The sequence below is a fragment of the Shimia sagamensis genome, from assembly GCF_900182745.1.
GTDB classification, from domain to species: Bacteria; Pseudomonadota; Alphaproteobacteria; order Rhodobacterales; family Rhodobacteraceae; genus Shimia; species Shimia sagamensis.
In genome coordinates this window covers 548836-566135 of sequence record NZ_FXTY01000001.1, presented here as the reverse complement: position 1 = coordinate 566135, position 17300 = coordinate 548836, and the positions used below count along the sequence as shown (strand labels likewise).

The 17300-nt window shown below is 53.3% G+C and carries 13 protein-coding genes; 9 read left to right on the top strand and 4 right to left on the bottom strand.

The annotated features are described in order from the left end of the window. Positions 1-20: 20 nt before the first annotated feature. The 5 genes from QOL67_RS02590 (at position 21) to infB (ending at position 7031) form a co-directional block, all read left to right on the top strand. The gene (locus tag QOL67_RS02590; RefSeq protein ID WP_283424378.1) at positions 21-1529 is read left to right on the top strand and encodes an ABC transporter substrate-binding protein; all 1509 of its coding nucleotides are present in this window, start codon (positions 21-23) and stop codon (positions 1527-1529) included. Between the two features lie 142 nt (positions 1530-1671). Next, positions 1672-2265 (top strand): ribosome maturation factor RimP, encoded by a 594-nt coding sequence (gene rimP, locus QOL67_RS02585; RefSeq protein ID WP_283424377.1) that lies wholly within the window; start codon positions 1672-1674, stop codon positions 2263-2265. 4 nt (positions 2266-2269) lie between these two features. After that, positions 2270-3886 (top strand): transcription termination factor NusA, encoded by a 1617-nt coding sequence (nusA, locus tag QOL67_RS02580; protein ID WP_283424376.1) that lies wholly within the window; start codon positions 2270-2272, stop codon positions 3884-3886. A gap of 23 nt (positions 3887-3909) precedes the next feature. Next, a complete protein-coding gene (locus tag QOL67_RS02575; RefSeq protein WP_283424375.1) occupies positions 3910-4542 on the top strand; it encodes an RNA-binding protein in 633 nt (210 codons plus the stop codon). Continuing rightward, a complete protein-coding gene (gene infB, locus QOL67_RS02570) occupies positions 4539-7031 on the top strand; it encodes a translation initiation factor IF-2 (protein ID WP_283424374.1) in 2493 nt (830 codons plus the stop codon). Before QOL67_RS02575 ends, infB begins: the two co-directional genes overlap by 4 nt. A 382-nt stretch (positions 7032-7413) precedes the next feature. Here infB and mutT read toward each other — a convergent pair whose 3' ends face one another. The 3 genes from mutT to QOL67_RS02555 are packed head-to-tail and all read right to left on the bottom strand — an operon-like array spanning position 7414 to position 9911. Further along, entirely contained in the window at positions 7414-7812 is a 399-nt protein-coding gene (gene mutT / locus QOL67_RS02565) for an 8-oxo-dGTP diphosphatase MutT (protein WP_283424373.1), read from the bottom strand. Then, a complete protein-coding gene (gene argJ, locus QOL67_RS02560) occupies positions 7809-9038 on the bottom strand; it encodes a bifunctional glutamate N-acetyltransferase/amino-acid acetyltransferase ArgJ (protein WP_283424372.1) in 1230 nt (409 codons plus the stop codon). The genes mutT and argJ overlap by 4 nt, the downstream gene beginning before the upstream one ends. Further along, complete coding sequence (locus QOL67_RS02555; protein ID WP_283424371.1) at positions 9039-9911, bottom strand: peptidylprolyl isomerase; 873 nt, start codon at positions 9909-9911, stop codon at positions 9039-9041. Between the two features lie 171 nt (positions 9912-10082). Between QOL67_RS02555 and secA the strand changes: the two genes are divergently transcribed. The 3 genes from secA to QOL67_RS02540 all read left to right on the top strand — a co-directional run bounded on the left by secA (position 10083) and on the right by QOL67_RS02540 (position 15485). Beyond that, the gene (gene secA, locus QOL67_RS02550) at positions 10083-12794 is read left to right on the top strand and encodes a preprotein translocase subunit SecA (protein ID WP_283424370.1); all 2712 of its coding nucleotides are present in this window, start codon (positions 10083-10085) and stop codon (positions 12792-12794) included. A 105-nt stretch (positions 12795-12899) separates the two neighbouring features. Then, on the top strand, positions 12900-13904 hold the full coding sequence (locus tag QOL67_RS02545) for a hypothetical protein (RefSeq protein WP_283424369.1): 1005 nt from the start codon (positions 12900-12902) through the stop codon (positions 13902-13904). 21 nt (positions 13905-13925) lie between these two features. Continuing rightward, positions 13926-15485 carry a phosphate ABC transporter substrate-binding/OmpA family protein gene (locus QOL67_RS02540; protein WP_283424368.1) on the top strand — a complete coding sequence of 520 codons (1560 nt, stop codon included), beginning with the start codon at positions 13926-13928 and terminating at the stop codon, positions 15483-15485. A 1-nt stretch (position 15486) separates the two neighbouring features. Here QOL67_RS02540 and radC read toward each other — a convergent pair whose 3' ends face one another. Next, complete coding sequence (gene radC, locus QOL67_RS02535; protein ID WP_283424367.1) at positions 15487-16248, bottom strand: RadC family protein; 762 nt, start codon at positions 16246-16248, stop codon at positions 15487-15489. A 205-nt stretch (positions 16249-16453) separates the two neighbouring features. Here radC and QOL67_RS02530 point away from each other — a divergent pair, with 205 nt between their 5' ends. Then, positions 16454-17293 (top strand): amino acid ABC transporter substrate-binding protein, encoded by an 840-nt coding sequence (locus QOL67_RS02530; RefSeq protein WP_283424366.1) that lies wholly within the window; start codon positions 16454-16456, stop codon positions 17291-17293. Positions 17294-17300 lie beyond the last annotated feature (7 nt).

The following is a 17300-nucleotide window of genomic DNA, read 5'->3' as shown; positions in this document are numbered from 1 at the left end:
CGACCAATTGGAGTTTGACCGTGTCACGCATTAGCCGTCGCAGCCTTTTGACAACCGGTGCCGCAGCAGGTGTGCTGGCAGCCTCAGGGTTGGGCGTGTCGGCGGGTACGCCAAAAGCTGGGGGCACACTTCGCGCAATTGTGCCGGGCGGCAAAGACTCTGACACATGGGATGCTCGCACTCACGACAGCCTTTTTATGATGGCTGCTAGTCATGGAGCCGTGTTTGATTGCTTGACCGAAATTGGGGCTGATGGTGGATTGCGTGGAGAACTGGCGGAGAGTTGGACTGCCAGTGCTGATGCGCGTGTTTGGACGTTTGATCTGCGCAAGGGCGTCCAATTTCACAATGGCAAGGCATTTGAAGCAGAAGATGTTCTTGAAACCTTTGCATTGCATATTGGCTATCAAAGTGGCTCACCTGCCGAGCCGTTGCTGCGTGACGTTGCTGGCATAAAGGCAATTGGTGCGCATCAGGTCCAGTTTACATTGATATCGCCAAATGCCGACTTCCCCTACCTTTTGTCCGACTACCACCTCGTCATTTTCCCAGCAGGCTATATTGAATTGGCGATGCAAAACGGAATTGGCACGGGACTATATAAAGTTGCTGACTTCAAGCCCGGGAAACGCCTATGCGCACATCGAGTGAAGAATCATTACAAAGGCGCAAGAGCGGGTTTCTTTGACGAGCTGTTGCTGATCAATGAGACCAATCCTTCGGCACGACTAAATGCGCTTTTGGAAGGTGATGTAAATGTCTCTGGCCAGATCTGTCCCGTCCATGCATCGCAGATTTCGACGCATCGTGGGGTGTCACTGCAGAACTTGCAGGGAAATCAGCATTACAGTTTTGCCGTTGGCGGTAATCTTGATGGGCACCAAGCAGAGGCTGTTCGACGTGCCGTAAAGTGCGCAATGGATCGCCCGGAATTTGTGCGCCGAAGCTTAATGGGGTACGGTCAGATTGGAATGGATACGCCAATTGGTCCGGCCAACCCCTATTTCGCGTCATCACTCACCAAACCGGAGTACGATCCGGAGTTGGCAAAATCTTTGTTGCGTGAGGTGGGCGTGAAACACCTTAGTATTGGTGTCTCTGCTCAGTCCAAACGAGAATTCTCGGCCACATTAGAGAATTTTACCCACCAAATGGCACAAGTGGGCTTACGCGTTGATACAGTCGATCGCCAGGCGACGGCGTCGCTGCACTTTGTTGCTGGCCGTGTTACCGAAGATTGGGCGATGTCAGCGTATCTGGCGCCGGGCGGCGTTTGGAATCGTACGGGGTGGCGGGACAATCGCGTGAACAAATTGTTGTCGGTTGCGCGTTCTGAAATGGATGCGGAGAAGCGCCGTGGCCTTTATGGCGATTTGCAAAGTGTTGTTCAGAAAAGTGGTAGCCTACTGGTTCCGGCCTTCGCCAACCACTTGCAAGCGGTGGCGGACACCATTGCCACTCCCAAAACCATCGGCGCTCAATATGCGCTCGACAACGCGCGTTTTGCTGAGCGTTGGTGGCGTGCCTAAGCATATTTTCTATGGGGGCTTGCAGACTCACCTTTGTCGACGTATATCCCTCTCAACAGCGGCGCGGTCGGGTTAGCCTGAACGCTCCACCGGGAAAGATCGACGGGCCGCGGGCCCGTTTTTTTGTGCTTGGAATATGCCTATGAGTGACCTCATTGCCAAAGCGGCGATCGACCGCAAGCTGGCAGACATTGTTGCCCCTGTCGTTGAAGACATGGGGTTCGAGTTGGTGCGTTTGCGCCTAATGGGTGGGAAATCTCACACTCTGCAGATCATGGCCGAGCGCCCTGGTGGCGGTATCGAAGTGGATGAGTGCGCCCAAATATCCAACGCAGTTAGCGCGGTTCTGGACGTCGAGGATCCGCTTTCAGACTCCTATACACTGGAAGTAGGTAGCCCTGGCGTGGATCGTCCTTTGACACGGCTGAAGGACTTTGACGCGTACGAAGGGTATGAAGCCAAAATCGAAACTTCTGAACTTATCGATGGGCGCAAACGATTTCGAGGCACTTTGGCTGGCATCGAAGGCGAAGATGTTCTTATCAACATTGAAGATCAGGGCGAAACCGTCACAGTTGGTTTGAATTTTGACTGGCTGGCAGACGCGAAGCTAATGCTGACCGATGACCTAATTAAGGAAATGCTGAAAGCGCGCAAAGAAGCGGGCATTCTGAACGAAGACGAATTTGACGACATTGAGACCGGCGAACAAGCGTCCGGCGAGTCTGAGGAGTAAAAACATGGCAATCACCTCTGCAAACCAGCTTGAGCTGCTGCAAACCGCCGAAGCCGTCGCTCGGGAAAAAATGATTGATCCAGGTCTTGTAGTTGAAGCGATGGAAGAGTCGCTCGCGCGGGCGGCCAAAAGCCGTTACGGCGCGGAGATGGACATTCGTGTGTCCATTGATCGCAAGACTGGCAAAGCAACTTTCACACGCGTGCGTACAGTTGTCGAAGATGAGTTGCTGGAAAACTACCAAGCTGAGTTCACTGTAGAGCAAGCCAAGCAATATATGGAAAACCCCGAAGTGGGTGCCATGTTTGTTGAGGAAGTGCCACCAGTAGAGATGGGCCGGATCGCGGCGCAGTCTGCAAAGCAGGTTATTTTGCAGAAAGTGCGCGAAGCCGAGCGTGATCGTCAGTACGAAGACTTCAAAGATCGCGCAGGCACAATCATTAACGGCGCGGTGAAGCGCGAAGAGTTTGGCAATGTGATTGTCGATGTGGGGGGTGCCGAAGCGGTTCTGCGTCGCAACGATAAGATTGGTCGCGAGAGTTATCGTTCCGGTGACCGCGTGCGAGCCTTTATCAAAGAAGTGCGCCGCGAACCGCGTGGCCACCAAATTTTCCTGAGTCGTACCGCGCCGGAATTCATGGCTGAACTATTTAAAATGGAAGTGCCAGAGATCTATGATGGCATTATCGACATCAAGGCAGTGGCACGTGATCCAGGTTCCCGTGCGAAAATTGCTGTAATCAGCCACGATGGGTCCATTGATCCGGTTGGTGCTTGTGTTGGTATGCGCGGCTCCCGTGTTCAGGCAGTGGTCAACGAATTGCAGGGTGAGAAGATCGACATCATCCCGTGGAATGAAGACCAGCCAACCTTCCTTGTGAACGCTCTACAGCCAGCTGAAGTTTCGAAAGTTGTTCTGGATGAAGAAGCCGGTAAAATCGAAGTGGTTGTTCCGGATGAGCAGCTGTCGCTTGCAATTGGTCGCCGGGGGCAGAATGTGCGCTTGGCCAGCCAGCTGACCGCACTCGACATCGACATCGTGACCGAATCGGATGAATCCGAGCGTCGCCAGAAAGAGTTTGAAGAACGCACCAAGTTGTTTATGGAAACGCTGGACTTGGATGAGTTCTTTGCTCAGCTGCTGGTATCTGAAGGCTTCACCAACCTCGAAGAGGTTGCTTATGTGGAACTCGACGAGCTGCTGGTTATCGATGGTGTGGATGAAGGTACAGCTGGCGAACTTCAAGCACGTGCGCGTGATTTTATTGACGCCAAGAACAAAGCGGCTCTGGATGCTGCGCGCGAACTCGGCATGCAGGACAGTCTAATTGCATTTGAAGGCTTAACACCTCAGATGATCGAAGCGCTGGCCAAAGATGGCGTGTTGAACCTTGAAGATTTTGCAACATGTGCTGACTGGGAGTTGGCCGGTGGCTGGACCACCGATGGCGGCGAACGCGTCAAAGATGACGGCGTTCTTGAGCCGTTCGGTGTGACACTGGAAGAAGCGCAAGACATGGTCATGACCGCTCGTATCGTACTGGGATGGGTTGATCCTGCCGATCTGGAAGCTGAAGCGGCAGAAAATGAAGAAAACACATCCGAGGAGGCTGAGGCCTGATCTCAGGCCTCAGAGGGCGTGAGATGAGTCGCGGTGGCCGACCTGGCAAAAAAGGCGATACGCCAGAGCGAAAGTGCATTGTCACTGGCGCTGTGGCGCCAAAAGAAGGGTTGCTGCGTTTTGTGGTCGGCCCGGATGCGCAAGTTGTGCCCGATGTCGTTGGCAAATTACCCGGACGTGGCATGTGGGTAACGGCTTCGGCAGACACTTTGGCGAAAGCATCCAAAAAGGGTGTTTTTGCGCGTGCCGCCAAGCAGCAGGTGACGGTGCCTGATGATCTGCTTGCAGAAGTGTCCCGTCAGTTGGGGCGCCGCACTGTGGATCTGATCAGTTTGGCGCGCAAATCGGGCTCAGCTGTGACTGGGTATGAAAAAGTTAAGGACTGGCTAGTCAAAGACGAAGCCAAAGTTCTGCTGCAGGCCAGCGATGGTTCCGAACGCGGCAAATCGAAACTACGGCCTCCAAGTGGAGGCCACCACATAGATTGGCTTACATCTGCCGAATTGGGTTTGGCATTTGGGAGACAAACTGTGATACATGGAGCGCTTGCGTCTGGTGGACTCACAAAACGTGTTGTAGAGGAAGCCCTAAGATTAAAAGGCGTACGCGAAGATACGGCGGCAGCGGCCTCCGGGAAGGACAAGACATCCAGATGAGCGATAACGACGGTAAAAAAACCTTGGGTCTGCGCGGCGGCAACCGCCCCGGCAATGTAACGCAGAGCTTCAGCCACGGACGTAAGAAAAATGTTGTGGTGGAAACCAAGCGTAAGCGCGTTGTGGTGCCCAAGCCAGGCGCGGCCAAAACTGGTGGCGGTGCGCCAAAAGCTGGCGGTGACCCTTCTCGCCGCCCCTCCGGTATTTCGGATGCGGAAATGGAACGCCGTCTGAAGGCTCTGCAGGCTGCGAAAGCCCGCGAAGCGGAAGATGCCGCCAAACGCGAAGCCGAAGAAAAGGCCCGCGCTGAAGCGCGTGAGCGTCGCCGCTTGGAAGTGGAAGCCAAAGAGCGGGAACAGCGGGAAGCTGAAGAAAAGGCCCGTAAAAAGGCTGAGGATGAAGAGCGCAAAAAGAAAGAGGTTGCGGATGCCGCTGCTAAGCGTGCAGCCGCAGAAGCGTCTGCACCAGTGCCGTCGTCCACACCTCAAGGTCGCGGCGCTCCAACTGGTAAACCTGCCCCTGCACCAACGCCGCGTAAATCTGATCGCGAACGGGACCAACGTGGTCGCGGCAAAGGCCGCGATGACGGGCGTCGTTCCGGTAAGTTGACCCTAGGCCAAGCAACTGGTGGTGAGAACAACCGTCACCGCTCTATGGCTGCGATGAAGCGTAAGCAGGAGCGCGCGCGCCAAAAAGCCATGGGCGGCCAAGTCGAGCGTGAAAAGGTCATCCGTGACGTTCAGTTGCCAGAAGCCATTGTGGTTTCTGAACTGGCGAATCGTATGGCAGAACGTGTTGCTGACGTCGTTAAGGCGTTGATGAACATGGGCATGATGGTGACGCAAAACCAAACACTTGATGCGGATACTGCAGAACTCATCATTCAGGAATTTGGGCACAAGGTTGTACGTGTTTCTGATGCTGACGTCGAAGATGTGATCTCCGACGCGGAAGACGATGACGGCGCAATGCAGCCACGTCCTCCAGTCATCACTATTATGGGTCACGTTGACCACGGTAAAACATCTCTGTTGGACGCTATTCGAGATGCGAAAGTTGTGTCTGGCGAAGCTGGTGGGATCACCCAGCATATCGGTGCCTATCAGGTGCAAACCGATGAAGATGTGACACTGTCGTTCCTCGATACACCAGGTCACGCGGCCTTTACATCGATGCGATCCCGCGGTGCTCAGGTAACGGACATTGTGGTTTTGGTTGTTGCAGCAGATGACTCGGTCATGCCGCAAACTATTGAAGCTATTGCACACGCGAAAGCGGCTAATGTGCCGATGATTGTGGCAATTAACAAGATTGACAGACCAGCTGCTGATCCCAACAAAGTTCGAGCAGAGCTGCTTCAACATGAAGTGATCGTGGAAGCGATGTCTGGTGAAGTGCAAGACGTGGAAGTTTCCGCGCATACCGGTCAGGGCCTCGAACAGCTGCTTGAGGCAATCGCGCTTCAGGCAGAAATTCTGGAACTCAAAGCCAACCCGGATCGTGCTGCGCAAGGTGCGGTGATCGAAGCTCAGCTTGATGTAGGCCGTGGTCCAGTTGCTACTGTTCTGGTTCAGAAAGGCACGTTGCGTCAGGGCGATATCTTTGTTGTGGGTGAGCAGTACGGTAAGGTCCGTGCGCTGATTAATGACAAAGGTGAGCGCGTAAAAGAAGCTGGTCCATCGGTTCCGGTTGAGGTGTTGGGTCTGAATGGTACTCCGGAAGCGGGCGACGTTCTGAACGTCACCGCAACGGAAGCGCAAGCTCGTGAGATTGCAGAATACCGTGAGCAGGCCGCCAAAGACAAACGGGCTGCTGCTGGTGCAGCAACCACGTTGGAACAGTTGATGCAGAAGGCGAAGGAAGACGAAAACGTCGCCGAGCTGCCGATTCTGGTTAAGGCGGACGTACAAGGCTCCGCTGAAGCAATTGTTCAGGCGATGGAAAAAATCGGGAACGATGAAGTTCGTGTACGTGTTCTGCACTCTGGTGTAGGTGCGATTACCGAAACTGACGTTGGTTTGGCCGAAGCTTCTGGCGCACCGATTATGGGTTTCAATGTTCGTGCCAATACTTCTGCGCGTAATACTGCCAACCAAAAAGGTGTGGAGATCCGCTACTATTCGGTGATCTACGATTTGGTGGATGACGTGAAGGCGGCTGCCTCTGGCTTGCTATCAGCCGAGATTCGCGAAAACTTCATCGGCTATGCGGCGATCAAAGAAGTCTTCAAGGTCACTGGAGTTGGCAAGGTGGCCGGTTGTATCGTTACCGAAGGTGTGGCGCGCCGTTCTGCCGGTGTACGTCTGCTGCGTGACAACGTCGTGATCCACGAAGGCACTCTGAAGACGCTGAAGCGCTTCAAGGATGAAGTTGCGGAAGTTCAATCCGGCCAGGAATGTGGCATGGCATTTGAAAACTACGATGACGTTCGCGCAGGCGATGTGATCGAAATCTTCGAACGTGAAGAAGTGACAAGGACGCTGGATTAAACCAGCGTCTTAATCCCGGACAAAGAAAAAGGCCGCCTCAGTTAGAGGCGGCCTTTTTCTTTGGATTGTCTGTTGTGCTATTAGGAAATGGGCTTACCCGAATACACTGTATCCCCAACACGGATCGAAACACGACCGTCTGGCAAACTTTTCACCACCTGGCCTTGAATTGAAACACAACTACCAACTGTGATCGTCTTAAGCATGTCAAAAATCCCCATTTGATTGACATTCATGAAACAGTAAATTGGTTAACATTTGGTGTATTACACCGTCACATGAATTTCATGTTAGGATACAAAAGCCAACGAGGGAAGCTGTTCGTTTCTTTAACTGCTACAAAATGTTGCCAAGTCGGCAGATGTTTGCACAATTTATGCCGTCAAAGCCAATCCCGCAAAATAGGGATCAAAGGAATGTCTGCCGGTGGCATTTCGAATTTTCGAAGGTCTTTGGATTTAACCCACGTCAAATTTTGGCCTTCTTGAGCAGTCGGGATACCTTTCCATTTTCGGCATGCAAAAAGTGGCATGAGCAAATGGAAATCATCGTAGCCATGTGAGGCAAATGTGAGCGGCGCAAGGCAGCTTTCCCAGGTGTCGATGCCTAGTTCTTCTTTGAGTTCGCGGACAAGGGCCACTTCCGGAGTTTCTCCAGCTTCAACTTTACCGCCAGGAAACTCCCAAAGGCCAGCCATGGATTTTCCCGCAGGTCGTTGCGCGAGCAAAATTCGACCATCAACGTCTATGAGAGCTACAGCGGAGACCAGTATCGTTCTCACGAGCGATAATCCGCATTGATGGTGATGTAACCATGGGTGAGATCACAGGTCCACATGGTGTCAGACGAGTCTCCAAGCCCTAGATCGACATGCAGAACAATGCCCTGATTTTTCATGTACGTCGCGCCGTCATCTTCATTGTAAGAGGGGGCAACCCACCCGTTCTCTGCAACCAAAATTTCGCCAAATCGAATACTTAATTTGTCCCGATCCGCCGCGGCACCAGATTTTCCGATGGCCATGACAATACGCCCCCAATTGGGGTCTTCGCCAGCAATGGCCGTTTTTACGAGTGGCGAATTTGCAATGGCGCTGGCATGGATGCGTGCATCGGCCGGAGACTTAGCACCTGACACACGGACTTCGACAAACTTTGTCGCGCCTTCACCATCGCGGACAACCTGATGTGCAAGGTCGAGCATCACGTCATGTAGCGCAGATTTAAACGCTTTGCTCTCTGGCGTGACCTTCACACCCGCAAGGCCGGTTGCGGCGACCAACAGTGTATCTGACGTCGAAGTGTCGCTGTCGACCGTAATGGCGTTGAAGGTGACCTCATTGAGCTCGGAAACAAAAGCCTGCAAGTCAACACGGTCAATCTTGGCGTCTGTGAAAATGTAGACCAGCATCGTGGCCATGTCCGGAGCAATCATGCCGGACCCTTTGGCGATCCCCGCAATTTGTACGGTTTGACCATCAATATCGATAGTTTTTGAAGCGCCTTTGGCAAACGTGTCCGTTGTCCGGATTGCTTGAGCGGCCTGCTCAATTCCATCAGCCGACAATCCTTCGCGCAATTCTCGAAGCTTCACTGTGATCCGCTCGTGCGGTAACGGTTCGCCAATAACGCCGGTTGAGGAGGAGAATACTCGTGAAGTTGGTACTCCTACGCAATCCGCAACTGCTTGGGTTACGGCTTGAACTGAACGCTCCCCATTGCCACCAGTAAAGGCATTGGCATTGCCAGAATTTACAATGAAAGCAGCGCCGGATGGGGCGTCGTTGCCAACTTTTGATTGGCAATCCAGAACAGCAGCGGATCGCGTAGCCGATTTGGTGAACACCCCGGCGACTGAGCTACCTGGCGCCATAACCGCAAGCATCACGTCTTTTCGGCCTGCATACTTCACGCCCGCTTCTACAGCTGCAAAAGACACGCCTTTGACGATGGGTAGTTCGGGGAAAGACGCAGGCGCTAGCGGCGAGACATGTTCAATTTTGGCCATTTAGTGATCCTGCGCGGTATTTGGGTTTAACAACTGGATTTGTGTCAAAACACTCGGGTCGATGCCTTCGGCGCCTGTCTGGTCAACTTGTGCGTCAGCAGTTGTGGTGGCGATAAAAGCCTCCACAGCGCGCCGTTGTGCTTCGGATTCAAGTTCCGCTTTCGCGTCTTCAAACGATGGGGCGAGTGACTTGCGGGCGTCGTTCAGCAGGATCAGATGCCATCCAAACTGAGTCTGAACTGGCTGGGAAATTTCCCCCACTGCAAGTCCGACAACAGCTTCTTCGAAAGGCTTAACCATTTGCCCCATACCGAACCAACCTAGGCTTCCACCGGATGCACCGGAGGGACCTGTCGACTTAGCTTTTGCAGTTTCGGCAAAATCGGCCCCGTCTTTAAGATCCTTACGGATTGTCTTGGCTTCTTCCTCGGATGGGACAAGAATGTGGCTTGCGCTGAACTCTTCCTCGCCGACAAACCCTTGATACTTGTCGTCATAAGCCGCACGAAGCTCATCTTCGCTCAAATTGTTTTGCAAAACGAAGGCTTCAAGTGCTTCTGCCGCCAGTAAAGTCCGACGCTCGTTGTTCAAAGCAATTTCGACCCGTTGCGGAATCGCCTCGCCTAGGCCTTGTGCCAGAGCGGTTTGTTGCACCAACTGTTCTAGAATGCTGCCAAATAGAACATCGCTTGGAATTGATTGATATTGTTCCGGTAAACCGGCCCGTACAGAGATCATTTCGCCAAGCGTAATGACTTCGCCGTTTACGGTTGCAACTACGGTGTCAAGTGACTGAGACTCCTCTGCGATTGCAGGCAGAGCGCCGCAGATTGCAATCACGCTTGCACGCAAGAAATTGAGGTGTTTTGACATCGTTTGGTCCTTGGCTTGTGCCGCGTGGGTTGGCGGCGTTGACACTGTTCCTGACGCCCCTTACATCGCTTTGAGGTCTAGGCAAACAGGCTGTTTCCCCGTTTCTAGAAGCACAGGGCCAGGACAGCAAGAATTAGCCACGCAAGAAAGCGTCAACGAAGGACAAGTTATATGCTCGGTTTCGGAAAACTCGCCAAAAAAGTCTTTGGCACGCCCAACGATCGATTGGTCAAGGCGGCGCGTCCGATCGTTGAAAAAGTCAACGCGTTGGAAGCTGAGTTTGAAAAGCTGACCGACGAGGGCATCAAGGACAAAACCAAAGAGCTGTCTGATCGTGCGAAAAGCGGAGAGTCACTGGATACGCTTCTGCCGGAAGCTTTTGCCAACTGCCGTGAAGCTGCGAAGCGCGCGTTGGGATTGCGGGCTTTTGATGTTCAGTTGATGGGCGGGGTCTTCCTGCATCAGGGCAACATTTCTGAGATGAAAACCGGCGAAGGTAAAACCCTCGTTGCGACATTTCCTGCGTACTTGAACGCGCTGACCGGCAAAGGTGTGCACGTGGTCACCGTGAACGATTATCTCGCCAAGCGGGACGCTGAATGGATGAGCAACGTCTTTGGCGCGCTAGGCATGACAACCGGGGTTGTCTACCCACAGCAACCTGAAGACGAAAAGCGGGCGGCTTACGCCTGTGACGTAACTTACGCGACCAACAATGAGCTGGGCTTTGATTACCTGCGCGACAACATGAAGGGTGAGTTAGCCGACATGTCACAGCGCGAGCATCACTACGCGATTGTGGATGAAGTGGACAGTATTCTTGTCGACGAAGCTCGGACGCCGTTGATCATCTCCGGTCCTTCTCAAGACCGTACTGAGATGTATGTCGCGATCGACAAACTGATTCCGGATCTGCAAGATGATCACTATTCTTTGGATGAGAAATCCAAAAACGTTACCTTTACTGACGAAGGCAACGAATTCTTAGAAGCGCACCTTCAGGCACGAGGTCTGCTGCCAGAGGGTCAAAACCTGTATGACCCCGAAAGCACCACGATTGTGCACCACGTGAACCAAGGTCTGCGGGCACACAAATTGTTTACAAAAGACAAAGACTACATTGTGCGGGATGCACAAGTGGTTTTGATCGACGAATTCACAGGCCGCATGATGGCTGGTCGCCGCTTGTCTGATGGCTTGCACCAGGCGATCGAGGCCAAAGAGGGCTGCGATATTCAGCCTGAAAATGTGACGTTGGCTCAGGTGACATTCCAAAACTATTTCCGTCTTTACGACAAATTGGGCGGTATGACCGGTACAGCTGCTACCGAGGCGGAAGAATTCCAAGAGATTTACGGCTTGGGTGTTGTGGAAGTGCCCACAAACCGCGGTGTTGCTCGTAAGGATGATGACGACGCAGTTTATCGCACAGCGCGTGAAAAGTTTGACGCGGTTGTCGACACCATCAAGGAAGCTCACGAAAAAGGGCAGCCGATCCTTGTTGGCACCACCTCCATCGAGAAATCAGAGTTCCTGTCCGGGTTGCTGGAAAAAGCGGGTGTGACGCACAACGTTCTCAACGCGCGTCAGCACGAACAAGAAGCGCAAATTGTTGCAGATGCCGGCAAGCTTAATGCCGTCACAATTGCGACGAACATGGCTGGTCGCGGCACCGACATTAAACTTGGCGGCAATGTTGAATTTAAAGTGTTGGAAGCGATTGCGGCATCCCCAGAGGGTGATCACGAGCAAATTCGGGCGGATATCGAAGAAGCACACAAGGGTGATGAGCTGGCAGTGAAAGAGGCTGGTGGGTTGTTTGTGTTGGCAACAGAGCGGCATGAGAGCCGTCGTATTGACAATCAACTGCGTGGCCGCTCTGGCCGCCAGGGCGATCCTGGGCGGTCTTCATTCTTCTTGAGTCTTGAAGATGACCTGATGCGGATCTTTGGCTCTGATCGATTGGACAAAGTTCTGTCGTCGCTTGGGATGAAAGAGGGGGAGGCGATTGTGCACCCGTGGGTGAACAAATCCCTGGAACGTGCGCAAGCCAAAGTGGAAGGCCGCAACTTTGACATCCGCAAGCAGCTTCTGAAATTCGACGATGTGATGAACGACCAACGTAAAGTGGTCTTTTCCCAACGTCGTGAGATTATGGAAGCGGCGGACCTGTCTGAAATTGTCCAAGATATGCGTCACGAAGTAATCGGCGATCTAGTAGAGCAGCATTTGCCTCCCAAAACTTATGCAGACCAATGGGATACCGAAGGCCTTTATGCGTCCTCAATCGAGCATTTGGGCGTGGACGTGCCAGTGATTGAATGGGCCGCCGAAGAAGGTGTGGATGACGACAACATCCGCGAACGTCTTGAGGACGCAGCTGATGAGATGATGGCGGCGAAGGCGACCAACTTCGGTCCTGACGCTATGCGTATGATTGAGAAGCAAATTCTGCTTCAAACCATCGACACGAAGTGGCGTGAGCATCTTTTGACTCTTGAGCATTTGCGTTCTGTTGTTGGGTTTCGTGGCTATGCACAGCGTGACCCTCTCAACGAATACAAGAACGAAGCATTCCAGCTGTTTGAGAGCATGCTGGACAGTCTGCGTTCGGATGTAACCACCACACTGTCGCGTGTGCGCCCTATCTCTGAAGAAGAACAGCAACAGATGCAGCAGGAAATGGTGATGCGTCAGCAAGCGTTGATGGCGCAGGCTCAAGCTGGGGGTGCGCCTCAGCAAGAAAACGTGGAGCCTACCGGAAAAGCTGTAGCCGAGTTTGACGAGGGCGATCCGACAACTTGGGGCAACCCTAGCCGGAACGACACTTGTCCATGTGGATCCGGCAAAAAGTTCAAACACTGCCACGGCCGTTTGGCCTGAAATGTGAACCAAACCTGACAGACAAAGATCAAAGGGGTGCCTTATGGGTGCCCTTTTTCGTTGTGAAATTGCCCGAAGGATCAGCACCCAGCCAAAGGAGCATTCATGCCCAACCTAAAGAACCTCTGTAGACGGAATGTGTTGTCGTTTGTCACGGTGTCGTTGGCGGTGTGTATCGGTTTTGCAATGCAATCCTCTGAGGCTGCAATCTTGGTCAATGAAGAGTCGGCAGAGACCCCAAATTCAACCCGCTTGATCCCATTTCCAAAAGCATTCGCCCTTCCACAGTTCTCTACGACTGAGAGGTTGCCAAGTCTGCCAAATGATCATGGGCATGGCATCGCTCTACTCCAGGAGCCAGTTTTGGTTGCTGTCGCCGATGATATTCCAGTCGGGATATTGCCAGTTGAAGAAACCGCGCCAAGATTGGGATGTGTACCCACAATGTCAGCGGAAGCAGCGGCAGGTGCGCTCATCGACGTGAGCCTTACAGCGCCGTGTTATGCGAACGAGACAGTGATGTTTACACATGGCGACCTGACTTTTCACATGCGAATGCCGGCTGAGGGGCCTCTGAAAGTGCAACTTCCTGCGCTTTCTGAAACGGCGGAAGTTAGTGCCTCATTCGCCATTGGAGATACGGTGATTGCAACAACGGTTGTCGACAGCCTCGCATTTTACGATCGGGTTGTGATCTCTTGGTTTGGGCGGGGCGGCGCAGAACTGCACGCGCGCGAATTTGGTGCGAAGTATGGCGCGTCTGGGCATGTTTGGCGCGGGCAGCCACGGGACGTGGGAGCTCTTTCCGGTGGTGAGGGAGGCTTCTTGATTCAATTGGGAACCTCAGACCTATCGATTGCGGGACAAGCTGAGGTTTATACCTTCCCTTCCGGAATTTCGAACCAAGTGGGTGACGTAGAAGTCAGCGTGGAAGCTGAGGTCACAGAGGTGAACTGCGGCAAGCCCTTGAAAATCAAGAGCGGTGCACTTCGGCAGGGGCGTGTTACCGATCAACACGAATTGGTCCTGCAAATGCCAGATTGCTCGGCAATTGGTGAATTTCTGGTGTTGAAAAACCTCGTCGAAGACCTGACAATCGCGCGAAAATAAGCTGACGGTCAGGACATCATCATGATGCTATTTCGTGCGGCGGTTTGCGCCGCACTTTTTGTTTTGGTTGGAGTGTCGTCCGCCTTGGCGCAGGACGTACTTTTGAAATCGCATGACGGTGAAGTTGAAATTTCAGGAACGCTTCTGGGGTTTGACGGAGAATTCTACCGTGTAGAGACCGTTTACGGTGAGTTGACCGTAGATGGGTCCGGTGTGTGGTGTGAGGGTCCAGGATGTCCCAACCTTATCAATTATGTAGCCGAAGTTGCGATCTCTGGATCTTCAACCATGGCAGAAGTGTTGATGCCGGCGCTGTTGGAGGCTTTTGCTTTGACTGAAGGCTATCTCGTGACGCGGGAGAGCGAGTCCGTGCGCCGCTTCACGTATCACCTGAATGATCCCGAAACGAAGCAGCGGCTGGCGACCTTTGATTTTCATGCCAGTAATGCGGATGAAGGATTTGCGGATCTTTTGGCGGATGAAGCTGATATCGCGATGTCTTTGCGCGAGATTCGACCAAGAGAGGCTCAATTGGGGTATGAGGCTGGTTTGGGAGACATGGGAGATGTGAACCGCAGCCGCGTGTTGGCATTGGACGGTATGGTTCCAGTGGTGTCTGTTGGGAACCCGATAACCTCGGTTTCTCTGAATCAATTAGCCTATGTTTTTGCGGGGAAAATTACCAACTGGAGCGAACTGGGAGGGCCTGATGCACCGATCACGTTGCATTTGATGGCGCCGCAATCCGGATTTGCGCAGGCAGTCGAAGATCAGTTGATGAAGCCCTCCAAAATGTCGTTGGATGAGACAATTGTGCGCCACGAACGGAACTTGGCGATGGTGAATGCGGTTGAGCGCGACCCGTTTGCCATTGGAATCGCGTCTTTTGCGGAAACTGGCAATGCCAAACACCTTACTCTAATGGGGCAATGCGGATACTCATTGGCCGCGTCTCGGCGGACGATCAAAACGGAAGATTATCCGCTTAACGCCCCGATGTTCTTGTACTTTCCGGCGCGTCGACTTCCAAAATTGGCACGAAATTTCTTGAGCTACACACGCAGCCCTTCTGCGCAGATTGTGATTCGGCGGGCGGGCTTTGTTGATCAAACGGCGGAAGAGATCCCCATTAACCTTCAAGGAGATCGCTTTGCCAATGCCATTGCATCGGCTGGCGAGGAAGTGTCTCTGGAGAGCGTACAGGGGCTTGTGGAGACGTTGTCCGGTATGAAGCGTCTGTCGACCTCGTTTCGGTTCCAGACTGGCTCCAGCAAGTTGGACGCGCAATCTCGGTCCAATGTGCAGCAGCTGGCACGGGCGCTGGAGGCGGGGGCGTATGACGCCAGAAGTCTTTATTTTGTTGGATTTTCTGATGGTGAGGGGCCCGCCACGGGCAATCTTCAAATCGCTGAAAAGCGGGCGAACGTTGTGAAAGAAGCGGTGCTTTCGGCGGCGGAGACGGCAAACCCGGAGCGGATTGATTTGCAGGTGCATGCTTTTGGGGAGGCGATGCCGATGGCCTGTGATGACAGCGCGTGGGGTCGGCAAGTGAACCGGAGGGTGGAGGTGTGGGTCAAGTGATCTACAAAAGACCTTCGCTGCGGAAGCTGAGTTCCTGAGATTTTCCAATGATAATATGATCATGCAAGGTCAGGCAGAGAGCTTGGCAGGCCAGGTTGATCTGGTGTGTCATGGTGATGTCGGCCTCGGAAGGCGTGGGATCACCGGACGGGTGATTGTGCACCAGAATCAACGCGCTGGCGTTGAGTTCCAGCGCGCGTTTGGCAACTTCTCGGGGGTAGACAGGGACGTGGTTTACGGTGCCTTGAGCCTGGGCTTCATCGGCGATCAATGTGTTTTTTGTGTCTAAAAACAACACCCTAAACTGCTCGGTGTCGCGATGCGCCATGGTGGTGTGACAATAGTCCAGTAGAGCTTGCCAATCTGAAAGCACACGGCGGTTCAGGACGCGCGCGCGGGCGAGGCGATGGGCGGCAGCCTCGACCACTTTCAATTCACAGATTATGGCATCGCCCACCCCTTTGATTTCCGCCAATCGCGCTGTGGGCGCACTGACCACACCATTAAAATCTCCAAATATTTCAAGAAGTTTGTGGGCCAGTGGCTTCACGTCTTGACGGGGGATAGCGCGGAACAAAAGCAGCTCCAGAAGTTCATAGTCTGGCAATGCCTGCGCCCCGCTTGATAGAAAACGGCTGCGGAGGCGCTTGCGGTGATCGGCCACATAAGAGGGGAGTTTTCCAGTTGAGAGAGGGGCGATAGGGGCTTCGTCCGCTTCAAAAAGCGGCAGCGGCCTTTCGTCAAAGTCACGTGCCTTGGACATGTCTTAACAATGCCCAAACATGGTGAATCAAAGGTTAATTGACCACCAGATTTGGCTTGTTCGGACGTCGGTATAGCGTCGGTATTACGACTGTTTTGCGGTGGTGCGAATTTCGTTAACTTTTGCAGCCACAAACGCGGTTGTGGTGTCTTTGTGAACCTGAGAGTGTGACAGTAACAATAATGAGTGTTTGGCAGGATAGATGATGAAACGTTTTTTGATGCCCCTTCTGGCTGGGGTTCTTTTGGCTGGTGCGTCTCAAGCGCAGACAATTGACCGGATCAAAGAGACTGGCGTATTGAAATTTGGCTACCGACTGGACGCAGCGCCGCTTTCGTTTCAGACTGAGGACGGCAGTCCCGCAGGCTATTCGCCGATGGTCTGTGCGGAGCTGGCGCAGGGCATTCTGACTGCCATTCAAATTCCCAACCTTGATGTTGAGTTTGTGCCGGTGGGCATGCAAGACCAGTTTGAGAAAGTGGCCGCCGGGGAAATTGACCTGCTGTGTGGCGCATCATCCATCACGCTGGGCCGCCGTGAGATTGTGGATTTCTCGATCCCGACGTTTGCGGATGGCACCACTGTGATGTTGCCAGTTGGTGGGTCAGAAAGCTTCGCCGATCTGGCTGGAAAAAAACTTGGCGTGCGCCGCGAGAGCACTACGGAGAAGGCGCTGAACACCACGTTGGCGTCGACAGCAACCTTTGCTGAGGTGGTGCGATTTAACGACCATTCGGCGGCGATGACCGCGATGGAAAACGGGGAGATCGATGCGTATTTTGGCGATCAGTCGATTCTGGCGACCTTGTGGCTCAACAGTCCGAAGCGCGACGCTATCAAGGTGAGCAACAACCTTCTGACGGTGGAGAAACACGGGCTGGCGATGGCGCGCGGCGATACCGACTTCCGCTTGTTGATCGACCGATTGCTGTCGGCCATGTATGCGGTTGGTGCGATGCAGGGGATTTTCCAACAGACACTACCGGGTGTGCAGCCTGGGGATATTCACATCGCGATTTTCACCATGGCGCCGATTGTCGAGTAAGCTTTGG